The 17,760-nt window shown below is 73.0% G+C and carries 12 protein-coding genes; 5 read left to right on the plus strand and 7 right to left on the minus strand.

Annotated elements, in window-relative coordinates; genetic code table 11:
* Nucleotides 1-49 precede the first annotated feature (49 nt).
* Complete coding sequence (locus E1292_RS29030) at nt 50-940, minus strand: LysR substrate-binding domain-containing protein (RefSeq protein WP_132598606.1); 891 nt, start codon at nt 938-940, stop codon at nt 50-52.
* 70 nt (nt 941-1,010) lie between these two features.
* On the opposite strand from E1292_RS29030, the gene E1292_RS29035 reads away from it, so the two are divergent.
* The 4 genes from E1292_RS29035 (at nt 1,011) to E1292_RS29050 (ending at nt 6,834) form a co-directional block, all read left to right on the plus strand.
* Entirely contained in the window at nt 1,011-2,126 is a 1,116-nt protein-coding gene (locus E1292_RS29035) for a YeiH family protein (RefSeq protein ID WP_220447103.1), read from the plus strand.
* A gap of 103 nt (nt 2,127-2,229) precedes the next feature.
* On the plus strand, nt 2,230-3,150 hold the full coding sequence (locus E1292_RS29040) for a pseudouridine-5'-phosphate glycosidase (protein WP_220447104.1): 921 nt from the start codon (nt 2,230-2,232) through the stop codon (nt 3,148-3,150).
* Nucleotides 3,135-4,076 (plus strand): carbohydrate kinase family protein, encoded by a 942-nt coding sequence (locus E1292_RS29045; protein ID WP_246090411.1) that lies wholly within the window; start codon nt 3,135-3,137, stop codon nt 4,074-4,076. The genes E1292_RS29040 and E1292_RS29045 overlap by 16 nt, the downstream gene beginning before the upstream one ends.
* Before the next feature lie 82 nt (nt 4,077-4,158).
* A complete protein-coding gene (locus tag E1292_RS29050; RefSeq protein ID WP_132598608.1) occupies nt 4,159-6,834 on the plus strand; it encodes a hypothetical protein in 2,676 nt (891 codons plus the stop codon).
* A 443-nt stretch (nt 6,835-7,277) separates the two neighbouring features.
* Here the strand turns inward: E1292_RS29050 and E1292_RS55070 are convergent, their stop codons facing one another.
* From E1292_RS55070 to E1292_RS29085, 6 genes are all read right to left on the minus strand, one after another.
* The gene (locus tag E1292_RS55070; RefSeq protein ID WP_281284062.1) at nt 7,278-10,400 is read right to left on the minus strand and encodes a helix-turn-helix transcriptional regulator; all 3,123 of its coding nucleotides are present in this window, start codon (nt 10,398-10,400) and stop codon (nt 7,278-7,280) included.
* Nucleotides 10,401-10,603: 203 nt separating this feature from the next.
* Nucleotides 10,604-11,038 carry a GNAT family N-acetyltransferase gene (locus E1292_RS29065; protein ID WP_132598610.1) on the minus strand — a complete coding sequence of 145 codons (435 nt, stop codon included), beginning with the start codon at nt 11,036-11,038 and terminating at the stop codon, nt 10,604-10,606.
* 41 nt (nt 11,039-11,079) lie between these two features.
* A complete protein-coding gene (locus E1292_RS29070) occupies nt 11,080-12,216 on the minus strand; it encodes an acyl-CoA dehydrogenase family protein (protein ID WP_132598612.1) in 1,137 nt (378 codons plus the stop codon).
* A gap of 2 nt (nt 12,217-12,218) precedes the next feature.
* Entirely contained in the window at nt 12,219-13,124 is a 906-nt protein-coding gene (locus E1292_RS29075) for a hydroxymethylglutaryl-CoA lyase (protein WP_132598614.1), read from the minus strand.
* A 1-nt stretch (nt 13,125) separates the two neighbouring features.
* Nucleotides 13,126-15,369: an ATP-binding protein gene (locus E1292_RS29080; protein ID WP_246090412.1), complete on the minus strand. Its 2,244-nt coding sequence runs from the start codon at nt 15,367-15,369 to the stop codon at nt 13,126-13,128.
* Nucleotides 15,370-15,374: 5 nt separating this feature from the next.
* Nucleotides 15,375-16,943 (minus strand): carboxyl transferase domain-containing protein, encoded by a 1,569-nt coding sequence (locus E1292_RS29085; protein ID WP_132598616.1) that lies wholly within the window; start codon nt 16,941-16,943, stop codon nt 15,375-15,377.
* Between the two features lie 61 nt (nt 16,944-17,004).
* On the opposite strand from E1292_RS29085, the gene E1292_RS29090 reads away from it, so the two are divergent.
* Nucleotides 17,005-17,601, plus strand: coding sequence for an SACE_7040 family transcriptional regulator (locus E1292_RS29090; RefSeq protein WP_132598618.1), 597 nt, complete (start codon nt 17,005-17,007; stop codon nt 17,599-17,601).
* The last annotated feature ends 159 nt before the right edge of the window (nt 17,602-17,760 follow it).

The following is a 17,760-nucleotide window of genomic DNA, read 5'->3' on the forward strand; positions in this document are numbered from 1 at the left end:
CCACGCACCATAAGGCGCAAACCACACCATCCGTCAACGCCCAGAACGGTCACGGTCGGCTGGCGATGGCGAGCAGGATCGCGGCGGGGCCGGTGAGGGGACGGCCGCGGCGCCACACCGCCCGCAGGCTCCTGACCAGATTCACCCCCGCCAGCGGCACCTCCACCAGCCGCCCGGTCGCCACGTCGGCCTCCACCGCGTACCCGCTGAGCACCGCGGGCGCCGCTCCCGCCTGCGCGGCTCCCTTGACCGCCGCGTTCGACCCCAGCTCCAGCCGCGGGCTGGCCTGGTGCAGGCCCTTGAACGCCACGTCCAGCGTCTCCCGCGTCCCCGACCCCGGCTCCCGCACCACCAGCGGCGTCGCGGCCAGCTCCGCGCCGCGAAGCGCGGTGCGGCGCCGCGCCCACGGATGGCCGGGCGCCACCACGACGACCAGCCTGTCGGTGCCCACGACCCGGCTGTCCAGCCCTTCGGGCACACTCGGCCCCTCGACGAACCCCAGCTCCACGTCCTCGGCCAGCACCCGCGCCGCGACGTCGGCGGAGTTGACCACGTCGAGCCCGACCGGCACGTCCGGCTCCCGGTTCTGCAGCTCACCGAGCCACCTGGGCACGAGGTACTCGGCCACGGTCATGCTGGACGCCACCCGCAGGTGCGCCGCCTCCCCGTGCCGTACGGCCTGCACGGCCCGCATCAGCTCCTCGGCGGCGGCGAGCACCTGGGCGGCCCAGCCCGCCACCATCCTCCCCTCGGCGGTGAGCGTGGAGCCGCGCGGTGTGCGCTCGACCAGGGGCAGGCCCAGGCGGCGTTCGAGATGGGCGACGCGCTTGCTCGCCGACGGCTGGGCGATGCCCGCGGCCTTGGCCGCCTGCCCGAGGCTGCCCAGCACGCCGACGTCGACCAGCAGCTTCAAGGAGTCGAGATCGGGCAGTGCACTCATAGCCCCAGGCTATGGCCTCCCAGTCAGCTCACGCCTACCGGCCGGGTCACCCGCTCAGAACACTGGGATCATGTCCCTCACCGACAGTTCGCCCGGCGCCGCCCGCCACCCATCGGGGCCGCAGCCGGGAGCTCACGACACCGCCACAGCGGGGTCGCGGACTCGCCGCTCCACCACGCCGGGATCACGAGCTCTCCGCCTCGCCGGGGCGCGGATCCGCCGTACCGGCCCCTTCCTCGCCGCGACCTGGCCGGGTGTCGCCGTGGCCGCGCTCGCGGTGGTGTTCGCGCTGGCCGTCAACCGCTTCCTGCCTGCGCTCAGCCCCGCGGTGATCGCGGTGGTCTCCGGCGCGGCGCTGGCCAACGTGGCCGGGATCGGCGACCGGTTGAAGCCGGGGCTCGCGTTCGTCTCCAAGCGGGTGCTCCGGGTCGCGGTCGCCCTGCTCGGCCTGCAGATCGCGCTGCCTCAGGTGCTCGCGCTCGGCTGGCAGACGCTCGCCGTCGTGATGGTGGCGACCGGGGTGACGTTCGCGGTGACGCCGCGGATCGGGCGCAGGCTCGGCCTCACTCCTGGCGCGTCGCTCCTCGTCGCGACCGGCGTGTCCATCTGCGGCGCCGCCGCGATCGCCGCCATGCACGAAAGCACGGACCTCTCCGACGATGACGACGCCGCCGGCGCGCTCGGCGTCATCGTCCTGTACGGCACCGCCGCCATCGCGGCGATCCCCCTGCTGGCCGCGCTCATCGGCCTGTCTCCCGCGCAGCTCGCGGTGTGGACGGGGGCGGCCGTGCACGAGGTCGCCCAGGTGGCCGCCATCGGCGCCGCCTCGGGGGTCCTGGCCACCGCCGTGACGGTCAAGCTGGGCCGCGTGCTCCTGCTCGCCCCCATGGTGGCCCTGTTCTCCGGCCGCACCAGGGGCACCTCGTCCCGCCCGCCGGTCGTGCCGCTGTTCGTGGTGGCGTTCCTGGCGATGGTCGCCCTGCGCAGCACCGGGCAGGTGCCCGCGGCGGTGACCGACCTGGTCCCCCAGGTCACCGGCGTGCTGATGGCGGCCGCCCTGTTCGGCCTGGGCACCGGCATCGACCTACGGAAACTGGTCAAGGGTGGACGGATCCTGCTGCTAGGAGGCATCGCCACGGCCGTCATCGCCGCCGTCTCGCTGGCCGGGGCGGCGTTCCTCGTGTGATTCTGGGATGGCCGCCGTACCGTGCTCGGCTTGGAACAAATACCGTAAAGTACCCCGTTCAGGGTATGCCGGTCAGGATCACTCAGGGAGCACGAAACTCACCATGCGCAGCGCCACCCACCTCGTTCTCCAGCCGTCCGTCGCCGAGGCCATGGCCGACGGAGCGCCGGTCGTGGCGCTTGAGTCCACGATCATCTCCCACGGGCTGCCGCAACCGCGCAACCTCGAGGTGGCGCGCGAGCTGGAGGGGATCGTGCGCGCCGCCGGCGCCGTGCCGGCCACGATCGCCGTGCTCGACGGCGTGCCGCGCATCGGGCTGGACGAGGCGGAGCTGGAGCGCGTCGCGACGGAGCCCGGCCTGCGCAAGCTGGGACAGCGGGATCTGCCCGTGGCGGCGGCGCTGAAGGCGAGCGGCGCGACCACCGTGTCGGCCACGTCGTTCCTGGCCGCCCGTGCCGGGATCCGGATCTTCGCCACCGGCGGCCTGGGCGGCGTGCACCGGGGCTGGGCGGAGGACCAGGACGAGTCCGCCGACCTCGACACGCTCGCCCGTACGCGCATCACGATCGTCTGCGCCGGCGTGAAGTCGATCCTCGACGTGCCCGCGACGCTCCAGCGCCTGGAGACCAGGGGCGTGACGGTGGCGGGCTACCGTACGGACACCTTCCCCGGCTTCTACCTGCACTCCTCCGGCCAGCCGATCGACTGGCGCATCGAGTCGCCCGCCGAGGCCGCGGCCATCATGCGCGGCCAGGACGCTCTCGGCGGCCAGGAGAGCGCGCTGATCGTGGCCAACCCCGTGCCTGAGGACCGCCAGCTCGATCCCGAGCTGCACGACCGCGTGCTCGCCGCGGCGCTGGCCGCCGCCGAGCGCGAGGGCGTCAAGGGGCAGGCCATCACGCCGTTCCTGCTCGGCTATCTCGTGGACGGCACCGGCGGCGCCTCCCTGGAGGCGAACCTGGCCGCCGTGCGCGGCAACACCGCACTCGCCGCCCAGATCGCCCTCGCGTGGGCAAGACCGTGACGGACAACGCTCTCCTGATCATCGGCGACGTCGTCACCGATATGGTGGCGTTGCATGGTTCACCGGTCATGACGGGCACCGACACGGCCGCCGACATCGTGCTCCGTCCCGGCGGCTCCGGCGCGAACACCGCCGCCTGGGCCGCCTGCCTGGGCGCCGACGTGCGGCTGTTGGCCAAGCTGGGTTACGACAGCAGCGAGTGGCACACGACCGAGCTCCTCAAGACGGGCGTACGCCCGCACTTCTCCGTGGATCCCGAGCATCCGACCGCGGTCGTGATCGCGATGGTGGACAAGAGCGGTGAGCGCTCGATGCTCACCAACCGCGGCGCCGGCGGCCTGATCTCGGACGCCGACTGGGACCCCGCCCTGCTCGACGGCGTCGGCCGGCTCCATCTGTCGGGATACATCCTCTTCGCCGAGGGCGGGCTGCGGCTGGCCAGGCGCGCCATGGCGGAGGCGGCGGCCAGAGACGTCGCGATCAGCGTCGACCCGGCCTCCACGGGGCCCCTGCGCGAGTTCGGCGTCGAACGGTTCGTCCAGGAAACCGCCGCCGCCGGCCTGATCATCCCGAATCTTGACGAGGCCCTGATTCTCAGTGGTGCCCCAACGCCGGAGCGTGCCGCCGTACTCTTGAGTGAGACGTACGGCACAGCGGTCGTGAAGCTGGGAGCGGAGGGAGCGCTGGCCGCCGTGGACGGTGCAGTGGTCGCGACGGCGGCGTGCGTGCCCGCCGAGGTCGTCGACTCGACCGGGGCAGGTGACGCGTTCGCCGCGGGCTTCCTCGCGGCGGCTTTACACGGGGCCGGGGAAGGGGCCGCTCTGGAGGCTGGTTGCCGCGCGGGGGCCGAATGTGTGGCCCACGTGGGCGGCCGACCACGGTACGGTTTGGATCTGAACCGTCTTTACCCTATTCACACTGATTGATAGCTTGCCGCGTAGGCTGCACCATTAGCCACAACATTACGGGCAGCACCATGCGGCTCACTGGGGAGGATAAGGTCCGCCGATGGATGTCGAGTCATCGATCTGCCTGAGCGACCTAGTCCCTGCGCTGCGCTGGAGCCGTCCGCAGCAGGTGGCCGAGGCGCTCGGCGACCCGCGCCTGCCCGCCGGGTGGTGGTCCTCCCTGGCGTTGTCGAAGGCGCTCGGCACGGCGGGCCTCGACTGGATCTGCGAGCGGCTGGCCCGGCTGGCGACCTCCCGCTGGGATCACCTGCCGCTGTGCGACCTGCTGCCCGCGCTGACGGTGCACCGCATCGACCCGGCGCTGCCGGGCTGGCCCGAGGCCACCCGGACGGCGATCATCGGCCTCGGCGGCTGGCAGCGGCTGCGCCGCCTGTCCCCCAGCGACCTGACCACCCCGTCGGCCACGCCCGAAGTGGTGGTCGGCTCGGTCTTCCGCGAGATTCTCGGCCGCATCCCGGCCCAGCGTGAGCCGGTGCCCGCGGCGCGGGCGAACCATCCGGAGGTGACCCGCCCGCTCCATGTCGGCGCGGCCGCCGGTCTCTCGTCCAGGAGCACCGGCTCCTTCCCGGCCCAGCCGGAGGGCGTACCTCAGCCCCAGGCCGCCGCCCAGCCCGGCACACCACAGCCCGCTGGCCCTCAACCTGGAGCATCACAACCCGCGGGCCCCCAACCTGGAACATCACAACCCGCGGCCGCGCAGTCCGGAGCACCGCAACCCGCAGGCCCCCAGCCCGGAGCACCGCAACCAGCGGCCGCGCAGTCCGGCGCGCCGCAACCCGCCGGCTCCCCGCCCGCGGGCTCCCAGCCATCCGCCGCGCATCCCGGTCCGCAGGAGGGCGCCGTTCCCTCCGCGCCCCCTCAGACCGGGATGTTCGTCGCCCAGAGCGCCTCCAAACCCGACGCCGGCGCGCCGCCGCCGTCCACAGGGCCGTTCACCAGCCCGGCCGAAGGCCTCTCCCAGCCGCAGACGGGCACCTTCGCCGCCCAGCCGTCGGATCGCAGGTCCGGCCCGCAGAGCGGTTCCTTCCCCGCACAGCCCGAAGGCCGCCAGACCGGCCCGCTCCCCGCGCAGCCGGAAGGCCGCCAGCCGGGTTCGTCGGCCCCGCACGCCGAAGGCCGCCAGACGGGGTCGTTCCCCGCGCAACCGGAGAGCGGCCGGCAGAGCCAGACAGGCTCCTTCGCCGCTCAGCCGTCCGAGCACCGGGCAGGCCCGCAGAGCGGTTCCTTCCCCGCTCAGCCGTCCGACCGCCCGGCCGACCCGCAGAGCGGCTCCTTCCCCGCACAACCGGACGGCCGCCAGACGGGGTCGCTCCCGGCCCAGCCGCCGGGCGGCGGCCCGCGCCAGGGCCTGGCGGGCGAGGGCCTGCCCCAGCGCCCGGCCCCCGGCCAGTCCGAACGCCATCCGCAGCGTCCCGGAGGCGCTGCGCCCGGACGCCAGGACACCGGCTCGCTCCCCGGCATGCCCGGCTCCGGCCCCCAAACAGGCTCGATGCCCGCCGTCCGCGGTCCCGGCCCGCACACCGGCTCCATGCCCGCCGTCCCCGGTTCCGGCCCTCACACCGGCTCGATGCCCGCCGTCCCCGGTCCTGAGGGTGCCAAAGGCGCGCCCGCCTACGCTGCGCCTGTTCCGAGCGCGGCACCGTCCGGCACGGCGCCCTCCGACACCGACCACGCGATGGTGCGGGTCGTCGACAGCCTGTTCCGCAGCCTGGACAAGATGGAGCTGGCGGTGGCCGTGCACCGGCTGTTCGCCGAGGACCCGGTCAGCCTGCGTACGCTCGCCCACAAGCTCCTGGTCGACAGGGACGCGCTCTCGCAGGCCCAGCGCACCGCGGAAGAACGTGTCCTGCACTGGCTGCGCTCCTCCGAGTCCGCGCCCGTCACCGGCCACATGTTCCGGCTGACCGAGTGGCTGGGCGCGGCCGCCACCGAGGACCAGCTCATCGGCGCCGACCCGGCCCACCCGGTGACGGTCCCGTCGCTGCGCACCCCGCTCTGGCGCGTGCTGGTGACGCTCATGCCCGACCGCCGTCTCCAGGACGGCTGGCTGGTGGTGGGCGACATCCAGGGCCTTCAGAGCCGTACGCGGCAGCTCCTGGCCTCCAGCCCGCCCGACGCCGACGTCGTGGAGCTGATGGCCGAGCTGGGCATCCGCGCCCACTCGGCCAAGGCCTGGCTCGACGCCCTTCCTCCTGAGACGGTCCCCGACCCGGCCGCGGCGCAGGCGCCCGCCCAGCCTCTTCCCCGCCGCACGCCCGGCGCCAACGGCCACCACCGGGGCGGCCAGCCCATCCCGACGGTGAACGCGAGCTCGATCGACCCTTCCGCCGCCCTGGCCACGTTGTCGGCCCTGTCGGGAAGCCGCTCAGGGAAGCTGCCCGGCGGCCTGGCAGGCGCCCCGTCCACACCGCCCCCGCCGCTGCCGAGCCCGTCCTCCGACCCGCGCCGCTGGCAGCGCATCGAGGTCACGCCGGAACACCTCAGGGGCGGCCCGGTGCCGGTGCCTGAGGGGTACGCGGCCCAGCTCGGCATGCGCCCCGGCACGCTGCTGTCGGTGACGGGCCCCGGCGACAACGCCATCGTGCTGGTGTGGCAGGGCCACCAGCCGGTCTTCGACTCCCTGCAGCCGGTGCTCATGCGCTTGAACGCCCGGCCGGGTGATCAGGTGTACGTCACCGTGGACGGCTACCGCCTCGAGGCCCAGCTGACCGGCTGACCACACCACTGCCTGCCACCCTGGAGAACAGCCGTCTCAACCGGTGGCACGCCCCCTCACCGACCGGTGGTGCGCCCTCGCCGAACCCGTGACACGGGCCCCGCCGCCCCGCGAACACCCTCGAGCAACCGCTGGGACGAGGACTCCCCGTCCCAGCGAAACGCCTTCGCACCAGCCGGTGAAACGCCCCCGGGCCCAGCGAAGCGCCTTCGGGCCAACGAGTGACGCGCGCCCTCCCCTACCGCTGACGGGCCTTCTCCGACCGTTGCCGCTGTTTGCAGGGTGGAGCCCCTGACCCGGGCGGTGGACTGGAACCGCCGACCGGCCGGTGCGTCCGCTCGCGCACCCGGTGTCGCGGCGGCCGGTGACGCGGAACGATGCGAGTCCGCGACGAGCCCGTGGTGGGACGGTGTATCCGGCCTGGCAAGGCCGGACAGGACGACTCACGTGGGAATGTCGAAGAGGTGGAGGCGGTGGGCCGTGGCCGCGGCCTCGCCCCGGGTGGCGACGCCGAGCTTGGCCAGGATGTTGGACACGTGCACGCTCACCGTCTTGACCGAGATGAACAGCGCCTGCGCGATCTCCCTGTTGCTGCGGCCGTTCGTCACCTCCTGGAGCACTTCCAGCTCGCGAGCCGTCAGCCCCAGCGGGTTTCCTTCGCCCGCCGTGTCGAGCCCCGCGAGCCTGGATCTACGGCCGAAGACGTCGAGCTGCTCCATCAGCGGCCTGGCACCCAGCCGCTCGGCCAGCTCCCTCGATCGGGCCAGCCGCGCCGCAGCCTCCTGCCGGTCGCCGCACGCGAGCGCGGCCTGGGCCGCGCCCATCAGGCACCAGGCCTCAACGTACGGCTGCCGCAGCCCGGCCCACGCCCTCACCGCCGCGTCCCACGCTCTGAGCTGCCCGGCGGCCGGGTCGGCGGCAACCTCCGGCGGCGTCGCGGCTCCCTCCAGCGCCGCCTCGGGCTCCAGCGCCGACACCGCGTCCGACTTCGCCACCGCGTTCACCACCGTCCCCTTGCCGAGCGGCATCCTGGACACCGCCGCAGGCCCGTCCGTACCGGCAGGGACCCGCTGCTCCTCGGGGAGCATCGTCTCAGCGGACGGGATGTGCGACCCGATCAGCGCGGTGAACGTGAGCCGGTGCGCCTGCTGGAGTGCACCCTCGACCTTGAGCTCCTGCGCCAGCGCACGAAGCCGCGGCAGGAACGGCGCACCGGGCCGCGCCGGCGCACCGGAACCCCCCGCGGGAACGGGCGGCGCGACGGAGGTGAAGAGCCGGGCGAAGGCCACCAGCACCGGCCACGAGTATCGCGGGCTGGCCAGCAGGTCGCGCTCCTCCAGCGCCCGCCCCGCCGTCTCCACCGCCTCCTCGATCCGCCCGCGCGCCTCGAGCAGCCCTATCTCCCTGCGCAGATGCGGAAGCAGCGCCTGGTCGCGGTGGACCCCGCGCGACAGCACCCTCCGCACCGAGCCCAGCAGCGTCTCGGCCCGGTCGTGGTCGCCCCGCGCGAGCGCGATGTCGGCGGCGAACCCCTGCAGGCTGGCGCGGTAGGGGGCGGGCGGCGAGAGATCGAGCGCGTGCTCGATCACTTGCAGCGCGTCGTCCCACCGCCCGAGCGACACCAGCGGCTCGGCCAGGTTGATCGACACGAACGTGCCGGACGTGCGGGCCAGGCCGTAGTGGCCGGCTTCGGCCACGCCCTCGCGGGCGACCTGCGCGGCCCGCTCGTGCCGGCCCGCGCCCTCCAGCGCGTCGGACTCGGAGATCGCGCAGCGCATCAGCGCGTTGTACGCCCCTCCGCCCGAGGCGATGCGGCGGGCCTCCCCGAAGGCCCCGAGCTGGTCCTCGATCTCGGAGTAGCCCCAGCGGGCCCAGGCGTAGTCGATCAGCGCGTGGGCCTCGACGTTGGCGTCGCCGACGTCGTGGCCGATCTGCCTGGCGAGCTGGGCGGTGGCCAGACGTTCCGGCAGGTCCTCGGGCCGGTGGAGCATGCGCGCGAGGCTCTCCAGGACCTGGGCGCGCACCTTGCTGGGCTCTTCCGAGGGGACCAGCGCGGCCGCCTGGCGGAGATCGTCGATGTAGCCGGGGCGGCCCAGGTCGTAGCGGGTCAGGCCGCGCTGGCGCAGCGCGTGGGCCGAGTCGATCGGGTCGGTGTCGTGGTCGAGCTCGGCGAGGGCGACGCCGGCCAGGGCGATGCTGCGCTCGTATTCGCCGGCGAGGTGGGCGACCGTGGCCGTCTGCCGCAGCACGCGGACGCGGACGGCGCCGATGCGCTCGGCCGCGTCGGGCACCTGGTCCCACAACTCGAGCACCCTGGACAACATCCTGAGCTGCTCGTCGTAGGCGGCGGACTTGCGGGCCGCGGCGGCCGCGCGCCAGGCGCTGACCAGCGCCCACGTGGAGTCGTGTGCGGAGTGCCAGTGGTGGGCCAGCTCGATCGCGCCGCGCGGGGCGGGCAGGATCGACAGGTCGCGCTCCAGTGCCTCGGCGTAGCGGGTGTGCAGGCGGGTGTGCTCGCCGGGGAGGAGGTCGTCGTGGAGCGCCTCGCGGATGAGCGCGTGCCGGAAGGAGTAGCCCTCGCCGTCGACGACCAGGACGTTGCCCGCCACCGCCGGCCGCAGCGCGCCCGAGAGCGCGCTCTCGCCGAGCCCGGCGACGGCGCTGAGCAGGTCGTGCTCGATGCGCTGCCCGCCGGCGCTGGCCACCCGCAGCAGCTCCTGCGTCTCGTCGGGCAGCCGCTCGACGCGGGCCAGCAGCAGGTCGCGCAGCGACTCGGGCAGCGCGTGGCCGCCGCTCTCGTCGCTCAGCAGCGCCTCGACGAACAGCGGGTTTCCCTCGCTGCGCGCGTAGATCACATCCATGTCGGCGGCGGACGGCGCGCGGTCGAGGATGCCGGCCGCCTGCTCGACGGCCTCCTTGCGGGTGAGCCTGCGCAGCTCGATCCGGCTCACCCACTCGATCCTGCCCAGCTCGGCGATGAGAGGGCGCAGCGGGTGGGTGCGGTGCAGCTCGTCGGCGCGGTAGGAGACGACGATGAGCAGGCGGGCCGCGGTGCGCTGGTAGCGGACGAGGAACGACAGCAGGTCGCGGGTGGAGCGGTCGGCCCAGTGCGCGTCTTCCACGACCAGCAGCACGGGACGCTCCTCCGCCAGCCGTTCGAGCAGGCCGAGCATCTGCTCGAACAGGCGTGCCCTGGCCTCCGGCCCGTCTCTGTCGGGCTCGCCGAACTCCGGCAGCAGCCGCGCCAGCCCGCGCGTGGTGCCCCCGGGGACGAGCGCCGCGACCCCGTCACGGCCCAGCTCGCGTACGAGCCCGCGCAGCACGGCGGTGAACGGCGCGAACGGCAGGCCCTCCGTGCCCAGCTCCAGGCACCCGCCGACGAGCACCATGGCGTCGCCGGCCCGGCCGGTGAACTCGTTGATCAGCCGCGTCTTGCCGACGCCCGCCTCGCCGCCGACGAGCACCGTGGCCGACGCCCCGGCCCGCGCTCTGACCAGCGCTTCGCCGAGGGCGGCGAGCTCACGGGCACGCCCGACGAACAAGGGGCTCACGGCGTGGATGCTCACGTCCCCAAGGATGCCATCCGGCGGCGACAGAACGCGCCCCCGGGTGACGTCGCGGGCCGGACCGCGCAGCAGGGTCCACACCCGGATAGCCGCTGGATACGCGCGGAAGACGCGGAGCTCGCCTGAGCGGCTCGGCACCCCGCGGGAGCCAGGATCGGCGCAGGAATTCGCGGAAGCCGCTCAGGATTTCCCGGTGCCCTGGCTCAGCGCAGGACCTTGCGGAAGAAGGTGGCCGACGCTTCGTAGCCGAGCGCGTGGTAGAACTCCGGCGCCCGGCGGGTCGCCATCGCCACGTAGCCCGCCTCGCGCGAGCGGGCCCACTTCTCGAACTCCTCCAGCAGCGCCCGCCCGACGCCCTGCCGGCGCGAACCGGACCCGACCATGGCCTCCTCGACCCAGGCCACGGGTCCGTTGGCGAACAGCGTGAGGTGCACGAACCCCAGCAGGTAGCCCTGGACCCGCCCGTTCACGACGGCCGCGAGCAGCAGGGCGTCCTCGTTCGCCAGCAGCTCGGGCAGCGCGGAGTCGAAGGCCTCGCGCTCGGGCCTGAAGGTCAGGCCGAACTCACGCGCCAGCGCGAACACCGCGTCCGCGTCGGCCTTCTCCGCCCTTCTGATCAGAAGATCGTCAGCCGTCATGACTGATGACACTAGATCGTCGCATGTTCCCGACGCAAACCTCAGAGGTCGCCGAGTCCCAGCTGGCGGGCGATGAGCATGCGCTGCACCTCGCTGGTGCCCTCGCCGATCTCCAGGATCTTGGCGTCGCGGTAGAAGCGCCCGACGGGGAACTCGTTCATGAACCCGTACCCGCCGAAGATCTGCGTCGCGTCGCGCGCGTTGTCCATGGCCGCGTTGGACGAGACCAGCTTGGCGATCGCGGCCTCCTTCTTGAACGGCTCACCGGCCAGCATCTTCTCGGCGGCGTGGTGGTAGGCCAGGCGGGCGGTGTGCGCGCGGACCTCCATGTCGGCGATCTTGAACTGGATGGCCTGGTAGTGGCCGATCGGGTGGCCGAACGCCTTCCTGTCCCTGACGTACTTCAGGCACTCGTCGACGCACCCCTGCGCCAGCCCGACGCTGAGCGCGGCGATGGCGATGCGGCCCTCGTCGAGGGTCTGCAGGAACTGGGCGTAGCCGCGGCCGCGCTCGCCGAGCAGGTTGGCGGCGGGGACGCGGCACTCGGTGAACGACAGCTCGCGCGTGTCGGAGGCGTTCCAGCCGACCTTGGAGTATTTCTTCGACACCGTGAACCCGGGCGTGCCGCTCGGCACCAGGATCGTGGAGATCTCCCGCTCGCCGGTGAGCGCGGCCACGCCGACGACGCCGGTGATGTCGGTGCCGGCGTTGGTGATGAACGCCTTCGTCCCGTTGATCACCCACTCGTCGCCGTCGAGCACGGCCGTGGTGCGCATCCCGCCGGGCACGTCGGTGCCGCCGCCGGGCTCGGTCAGGCCGAACGCTCCCAGCATCTCGCCGGCCGCCAGCCTGGGCAGCCAGGTCTCGCGCTGCTCCTCGGTGCCGAACCTGAAGATCGGCATGGCGCCCAGCGACACCGCGGCCTCCAGGGTGATGGCCACGCTGGAGTCGACGCGGGCCAGCTCCTCCAGCGTCACGCAGAGCGCGAAGTAGTCGCCGCCCATGCCGGCGTACTCCTCAGGGAACGGCAGTCCGAACAGCCCCATGGCGCCCATCTGCCGCACGATGTCGTACGGGAACTCCTCGCGCTCGTAGTAGTCGCCGATGACCGGCGCGACCACGTCGCGCGCGAACGCCTCGACGGTCTTGCGGAGCTCTTCGTACTCGTCCTTGAGCATGGTCACCCTTTCGAAAGCGCCTGTACGACGCGGGATGGGCTGGGCCGGCCGAGCAGCTCCGCCAGCCAGACGCTGGTGGACACGAGCTTGCCCAGGTCGAGCCCGGTCTCGATGCCGAGTCCCTGCAACATCCACACGAGGTCTTCGGTGGCGAGGTTGCCGGTGGCGGACTCGGCGTAGGGGCAGCCGCCGATGCCTCCGGTCGAGGCGTCGACGGTGGTCACGCCGGCTTCGAGCGCGGCGAGGGTGTTGCTGAGCGCCTGCCCGTACGTGTCGTGGAAGTGCACGGCGAGCCGCTCGGGCGTGCGGAAGGCGTCGATCAGGGCGGTCACGTGGCCGGGCGTGCCGACGCCGATGGTGTCGCCGAGCGACAGCTCGTGGCAGCCGAGCCCGAGCAGCCGCTCTCCGACCGCGACCACCTGCTTGACCGGCGTCGGCCCTTCCCAGGGGTCGCCGAAGCACATCGACACGTAGGCGCGCACCTTCAGCCCGTTGTCGAGTGCTCGGGCCACGACCGGTTCGAACATGTCGAACTGGCTCTCCAGGCTGCGGTTGAGGTTTTTCGCGGCGAACGTCTCGGTGGCGCTGGCGAAGATGGCGATCTCGTCGGCCTGGAGTTCGAGCGCCCGGTCGAGGCCGCGCAGGTTGGGGACCAGGACGGGATAGCGCACTCCAGGCTTCCTGTGCAGCCTGGCGAGCAGCTCTCCGGCGTCGGCCAGCTGCGGCACCCAGTCCGGGTGCACGAAGCTGGTCGCCTCGATCACCTTGTGCCCCGCGTCGGCGAGACGGTGGATGAACTCGGCCTTGACCTCGACGGGCACGACGGAGGACTCGTTCTGCAGCCCGTCGCGCGGGCCGACCTCGTAGATCGTGACCTGGTGCGGAAGACCTTCCATCGGGTACGGCATCTCACGCCTCCCTGTCCATGGCCTCACTCCGTGAGGCGGGTTCGCTCGCCCCTGATGCCGCCGCCTTCCCCCGCTCTGGTCGCTGCGCTCCCGCCACTCCTCCAGACGACGGCGCTCCCTCCCTGTCCATGGCCTCACTCCGTGAGGCGGGTTCGGCCGCCCCTGACGCCGTCGCTCGCTCACCGTCATCGGGGTCACGGCGGACGACGGCCAGCACGGCGTCCATGTCGACCGGCTGGCCCGCCTGCACGGCCAGCTCGGCCACGGTGCCGTCGTGCGGGGCGGTGACCGTGTGCTCCATCTTCATGGCCTCCACGATGAGCAGCGGCTGGCCCTCGCTGACCCGCTCGCCGGGCTGGGCCTTGACCACCAGCACGGTGCCGGGCATGGGGCTGCGCACCGCGCCGTCGCCGGCCGCCGCGGCGCCCGGCCGGTCTCCCGGGTCGCCGATGAGGTGCCGGGTGAGCGCCCATGACGCGCCGTCCCTGCCGAGCCAGAGGGTGTCGGCGTCGCGCGCGCAGAGATAGCGCTCGGTACGGCCGCCGACGGTGACGTGCAGCAGCGCGCCGCCGGACAGTCCGGGAGGGGCGCCGGCCGGCGTCTCGTCGATCCGGATGCGCGCCGGCACCGCGTCGCCGTCGATCCGGACTTCGGCCGATTCGCGGGGCAGCCCGCGGACCTGGACCGCGTGCACGCCGTCCCGCGACTCCAGCCGCCATGTCGTCCACGCCGGTTCGCCGGCCCGCCACCCGTCCGTGACGTCCCACGGGTCGTCGCCCTGGGGCATGTCGTGGAAGACGAGCCCGGCCGCGGCGAGCACCTCGTCGGGCACCCGCGTGGCGGGGACGAGTTCGGGGAGCACGCGCTCGACCAGGCCGGTGTCCAGTTCGCCGGCCGTGACGGCCGGGTGGGCGGCGAGTGCGCGCAGGAACGGGATGTTGGTGACCACGCCGAGCACGGCCGTCCTGGCGAGCGCCCGGTCGAGCGCGGCGAGCGCCGTCGCGCGGTCGGGGGCCCAGGTGATGACCTTGGACAGCATCGGGTCGAACGCGGTGCCCACGGCCCCTCCTTCGACCAGCCCCGAGTCGACCCGCACGACGGCCCCGCCGCGTGGCGACGCCGTAGCGGTCCCGCCGGGGGCCGGGTCGCCGGGTTCGCGGAGCGCCAGGACGCGGCCGCCGCTGGGCAGGAAGCCGCGGGCCGGGTCCTCGGCGTAGACGCGCGCCTCGACGGCGTGGCCGGTGAGCCGCACGTCGCCCTGCCCGAACGGCAGGAGCTCGCCCGCCGCCACCCGCAGTTGCAGCTCCACTAGGTCCAGCCCCGTGACCAGCTCGGTCACCGGGTGCTCGACCTGGAGGCGGGTGTTCATCTCCATGAAGTGGTAGGCCCCGGTGGTGCCGTCCACGATGAACTCGACCGTGCCCGCCCCCACGTAGCCGACCGCGCGCGCGGCCTCGGCCGCGGCCGCTCCCATGCGGGCGCGGATCTCGGGGCCGACGAAGGGCGAGGGCGCCTCTTCGATGATCTTCTGGTGCCTGCGCTGGAGGCTGCACTCGCGCTCGCCCAGATGCACGACGTTTCCGTGGGTGTCGGCCATGATCTGGATCTCGATGTGCCGCGGGTTCTCGACGTAGCGCTCGATCAGCAGCGTGCCGTCGCCGAAGGCCGCCAGCGCCGTACGCCGGGCCGACGCGATCGCCTCAGGCAGCTCGGCCGCCGACCGTACGAGGACCATGCCCTTGCCGCCGCCGCCCGCGGACGGCTTGATCAGGGCGGGGAAGTCGCTCCAGTCCTCCAGGGAGGCGGGCTCGGCCCGGCCGGGCACCACGGGCACGCCCGCGGCCGCGACCGTGGCCTTGGCCCGGATCTTGTCGCCCATCGCGTCGACGGCGTCGGCGGGCGGGCCGACGAACACGAGCCCGGCCTCCGCGCAGCGCCGCGCGAACGCGGCGTTCTCCGCGAGAAACCCATAACCAGGATGTACGGCTTGCGCCCCTGAATCACGAGCTGCCGCGACAATGGCCTCAATATCCAAATATGTCGGCACCTCAAGGGCGATGTCGGCTTCCAGGGCGTGCTTGGCCCTCGCGTCGGACGGCGCGTACACGGCCACCGACGTGATGCCGAGCCCGCGCAGCGTGCGGGCGATCCGCACGGCGATCTCGCCCCTGTTGGCGATCAGAACGCTCGTGAACCCCCGCGTGGGGCTCGCCTGCCGCCCGGTGCTTCGCACGGTCTCCGTCACCTCGCTCACATCCTGAAGACGCCGTAACCGGCGGGCTCGAGCGGCGCGTTGGCCGCCGCGGACAGCGCCAGGCCCAGGACCGTGCGCGTGTCGACCGGGTCGATCACGCCGTCGTCCCAGAGCCTGGCCGTGGAGTAGTACGGGTTGCCCTGGTGCTCGTACTGGGCCCTGATCGCGTCGGGGTCGGCGTCGCCCACGGTGGTGAGCACGTTCGCGGCCTGCTCGCCGCCCATGACCGAGATGCGGGCGTTCGGCCACATCCACAGGAACCTGGGCGAGTACGCCCGCCCGGCCATGGCGTAGTTGCCCGCGCCGAACGACCCGCCGATCACCACGGTGAACTTGGGCACCCGGGCGCACGAGACGGCCGTGACCATCTTGGCCCCGTGTTTGGCGATGCCGCCCGCCTCGTACGCCTTGCCGACCATGAAGCCGCTGATGTTCTGGAGGAAGACCAGGGGGATCCGCCGCTGGTCGCACAGCTCGATGAAGTGGGCGCCCTTCATGGCGGACTCGCCGAACAGGATGCCGTTGTTGGCCACCACCCCGACCGGATGCCCGTGGAGGTGGGCGAACCCGGTGACGAGCGTCGAGCCGTACTCGGCCTTGAACTCCAGGAATCGCGACCCGTCGACGATCCTGGCGATCACCTCGCGCACGTCGTAGGGCTGGCGGGTGTCGGCGGGCACGATGCCGTACAGGTCGCGCGGGTCGTACCGGGGTGGCTCCGGCCGGATCGTCGTCCACGGCCGCTCGGCGCGCGGCGCCAGCGTGGAGACGATGTCGCGGACGATGGCCAGCGCGTGCGCGTCGTCCTCGGCGAGGTGGTCGGTGACGCCGCTGACGCGCGAGTGCAGGTCGCCGCCGCCGAGCTCCTCGGCCGTGACCTCCTCGCCGGTGGCGGCCTTCACCAGCGGCGGGCCGCCCAGGAAGATCGTGCCCTGGCCGCGGACGATGACCGCCTCGTCGCTCATCGCGGGCACGTAGGCGCCGCCGGCGGTGCACGAGCCGAGCACGGCGGCGATCTGCGGGATGCCGCGGGCGGACATCGTGGCCTGGTTGTAGAAGATGCGCCCGAAATGCTCGCGGTCGGGGAACACCTCGTCCTGCCTGGGCAGGAACGCCCCGCCGGAGTCGACGAGGTAGACGCAGGGCAGGCGGTTGTGCAGCGCCACCTCCTGCGCGCGCAGGTGCTTCTTGACGGTGATCGGGTAGTAGGTGCCGCCCTTGACGGTGGCGTCGTTGGCCACGATCACGCACTCGCGCCCCGAGACCCTGCCGACGCCGGTGATGATGCCCGCCGCGGGGGCCTGGTCGTCGTAGAGACCGCCCGCGGCCAGCGGCGACAGCTCCAGGAACCGGGAGCCGGGGTCGAGCAGGCCGTCGACGCGGTCGCGCGGCAGCAGCTTGCCTCGCTCGACGTGGCGCCGCCGCGACCGCTCGGGACCGCCCAGCGCGGTCGCCGCGAGCCGTTCGAGCAGCTCGGCGGCGAGCCGCTCGTTGTGCTCGGCATGTCGTTTGTACGCCTCCGCGCCGGGCTCGGCCGCCGATTTCAGCACCGGCCACTCGCTCATGAGTCCCCTCCCATGGCTGGGATGTTAGTCACCATTAACGTAATCGTCTAGCATGTGAGACGTGAGCACCGTCACTCCACCTACCCGTAATCGCGGCAAACGGCGCGCGGAGATCCTGGAGGCGGCGGCCCGGCTGTTCGCCGCCCGCGGCTTCCACGGGGTCTCGATCGAGGACATCGGTGGCGCGGTCGGCATCTCGGGGCCCGCGCTCTACCGGCACTTCAGCGGCAAGGACGCGCTGCTGTCGGAGATGCTGCTCGACGTCAGCTCGCGGCTGCGCGAGTCGGCCGTCGCGGTCGCCACCTCCTCCCCCGGCCCTGCCGAGACGCTGGACGCGCTGCTCAACGTGCAGATCACGTTCGCGATCGAGCAACCGGCCCTGATCACCGTGCACGACAGGGAGCTGGGCAACGTGCCCGAGCCGGCGCGGCGGCAGATCAGGCGGCTGCAGCGCCTCTACGTCGAGGAGTGGGTGACCGTGCTGGCCGAGCTCCACCCCGCCTGCCCGGCCGCGCGCCTGCGCGCCGCGACGCACGCGGTCTTCGGGCTGCTCAACTCGACGCCGCACAGCGCCGGCGAGCTGCCCGCTCGGGACATGCGGCCGCTGCTGCACGCGATGGCGAGGTCCGCGATCGAAGCCTCGGTTAACACGCGCTAACTTTCTCCGGCTTACCGGACATACCTTGCCCATGCCAACTATCTAGATATATCGTTACGATATCTCGATAGTTGGAGGCAGCATGCGCGAGAACGACTTCTGGGACGCGCCGCCGCCCGTGCCCCCGCCAGGGACACCCGGGCCCGGCGTCATCCCACC

Source organism: Nonomuraea deserti, assembly GCF_004348685.1.
Classification (GTDB): Bacteria; Actinomycetota; Actinomycetes; order Streptosporangiales; family Streptosporangiaceae; genus Nonomuraea; species Nonomuraea deserti.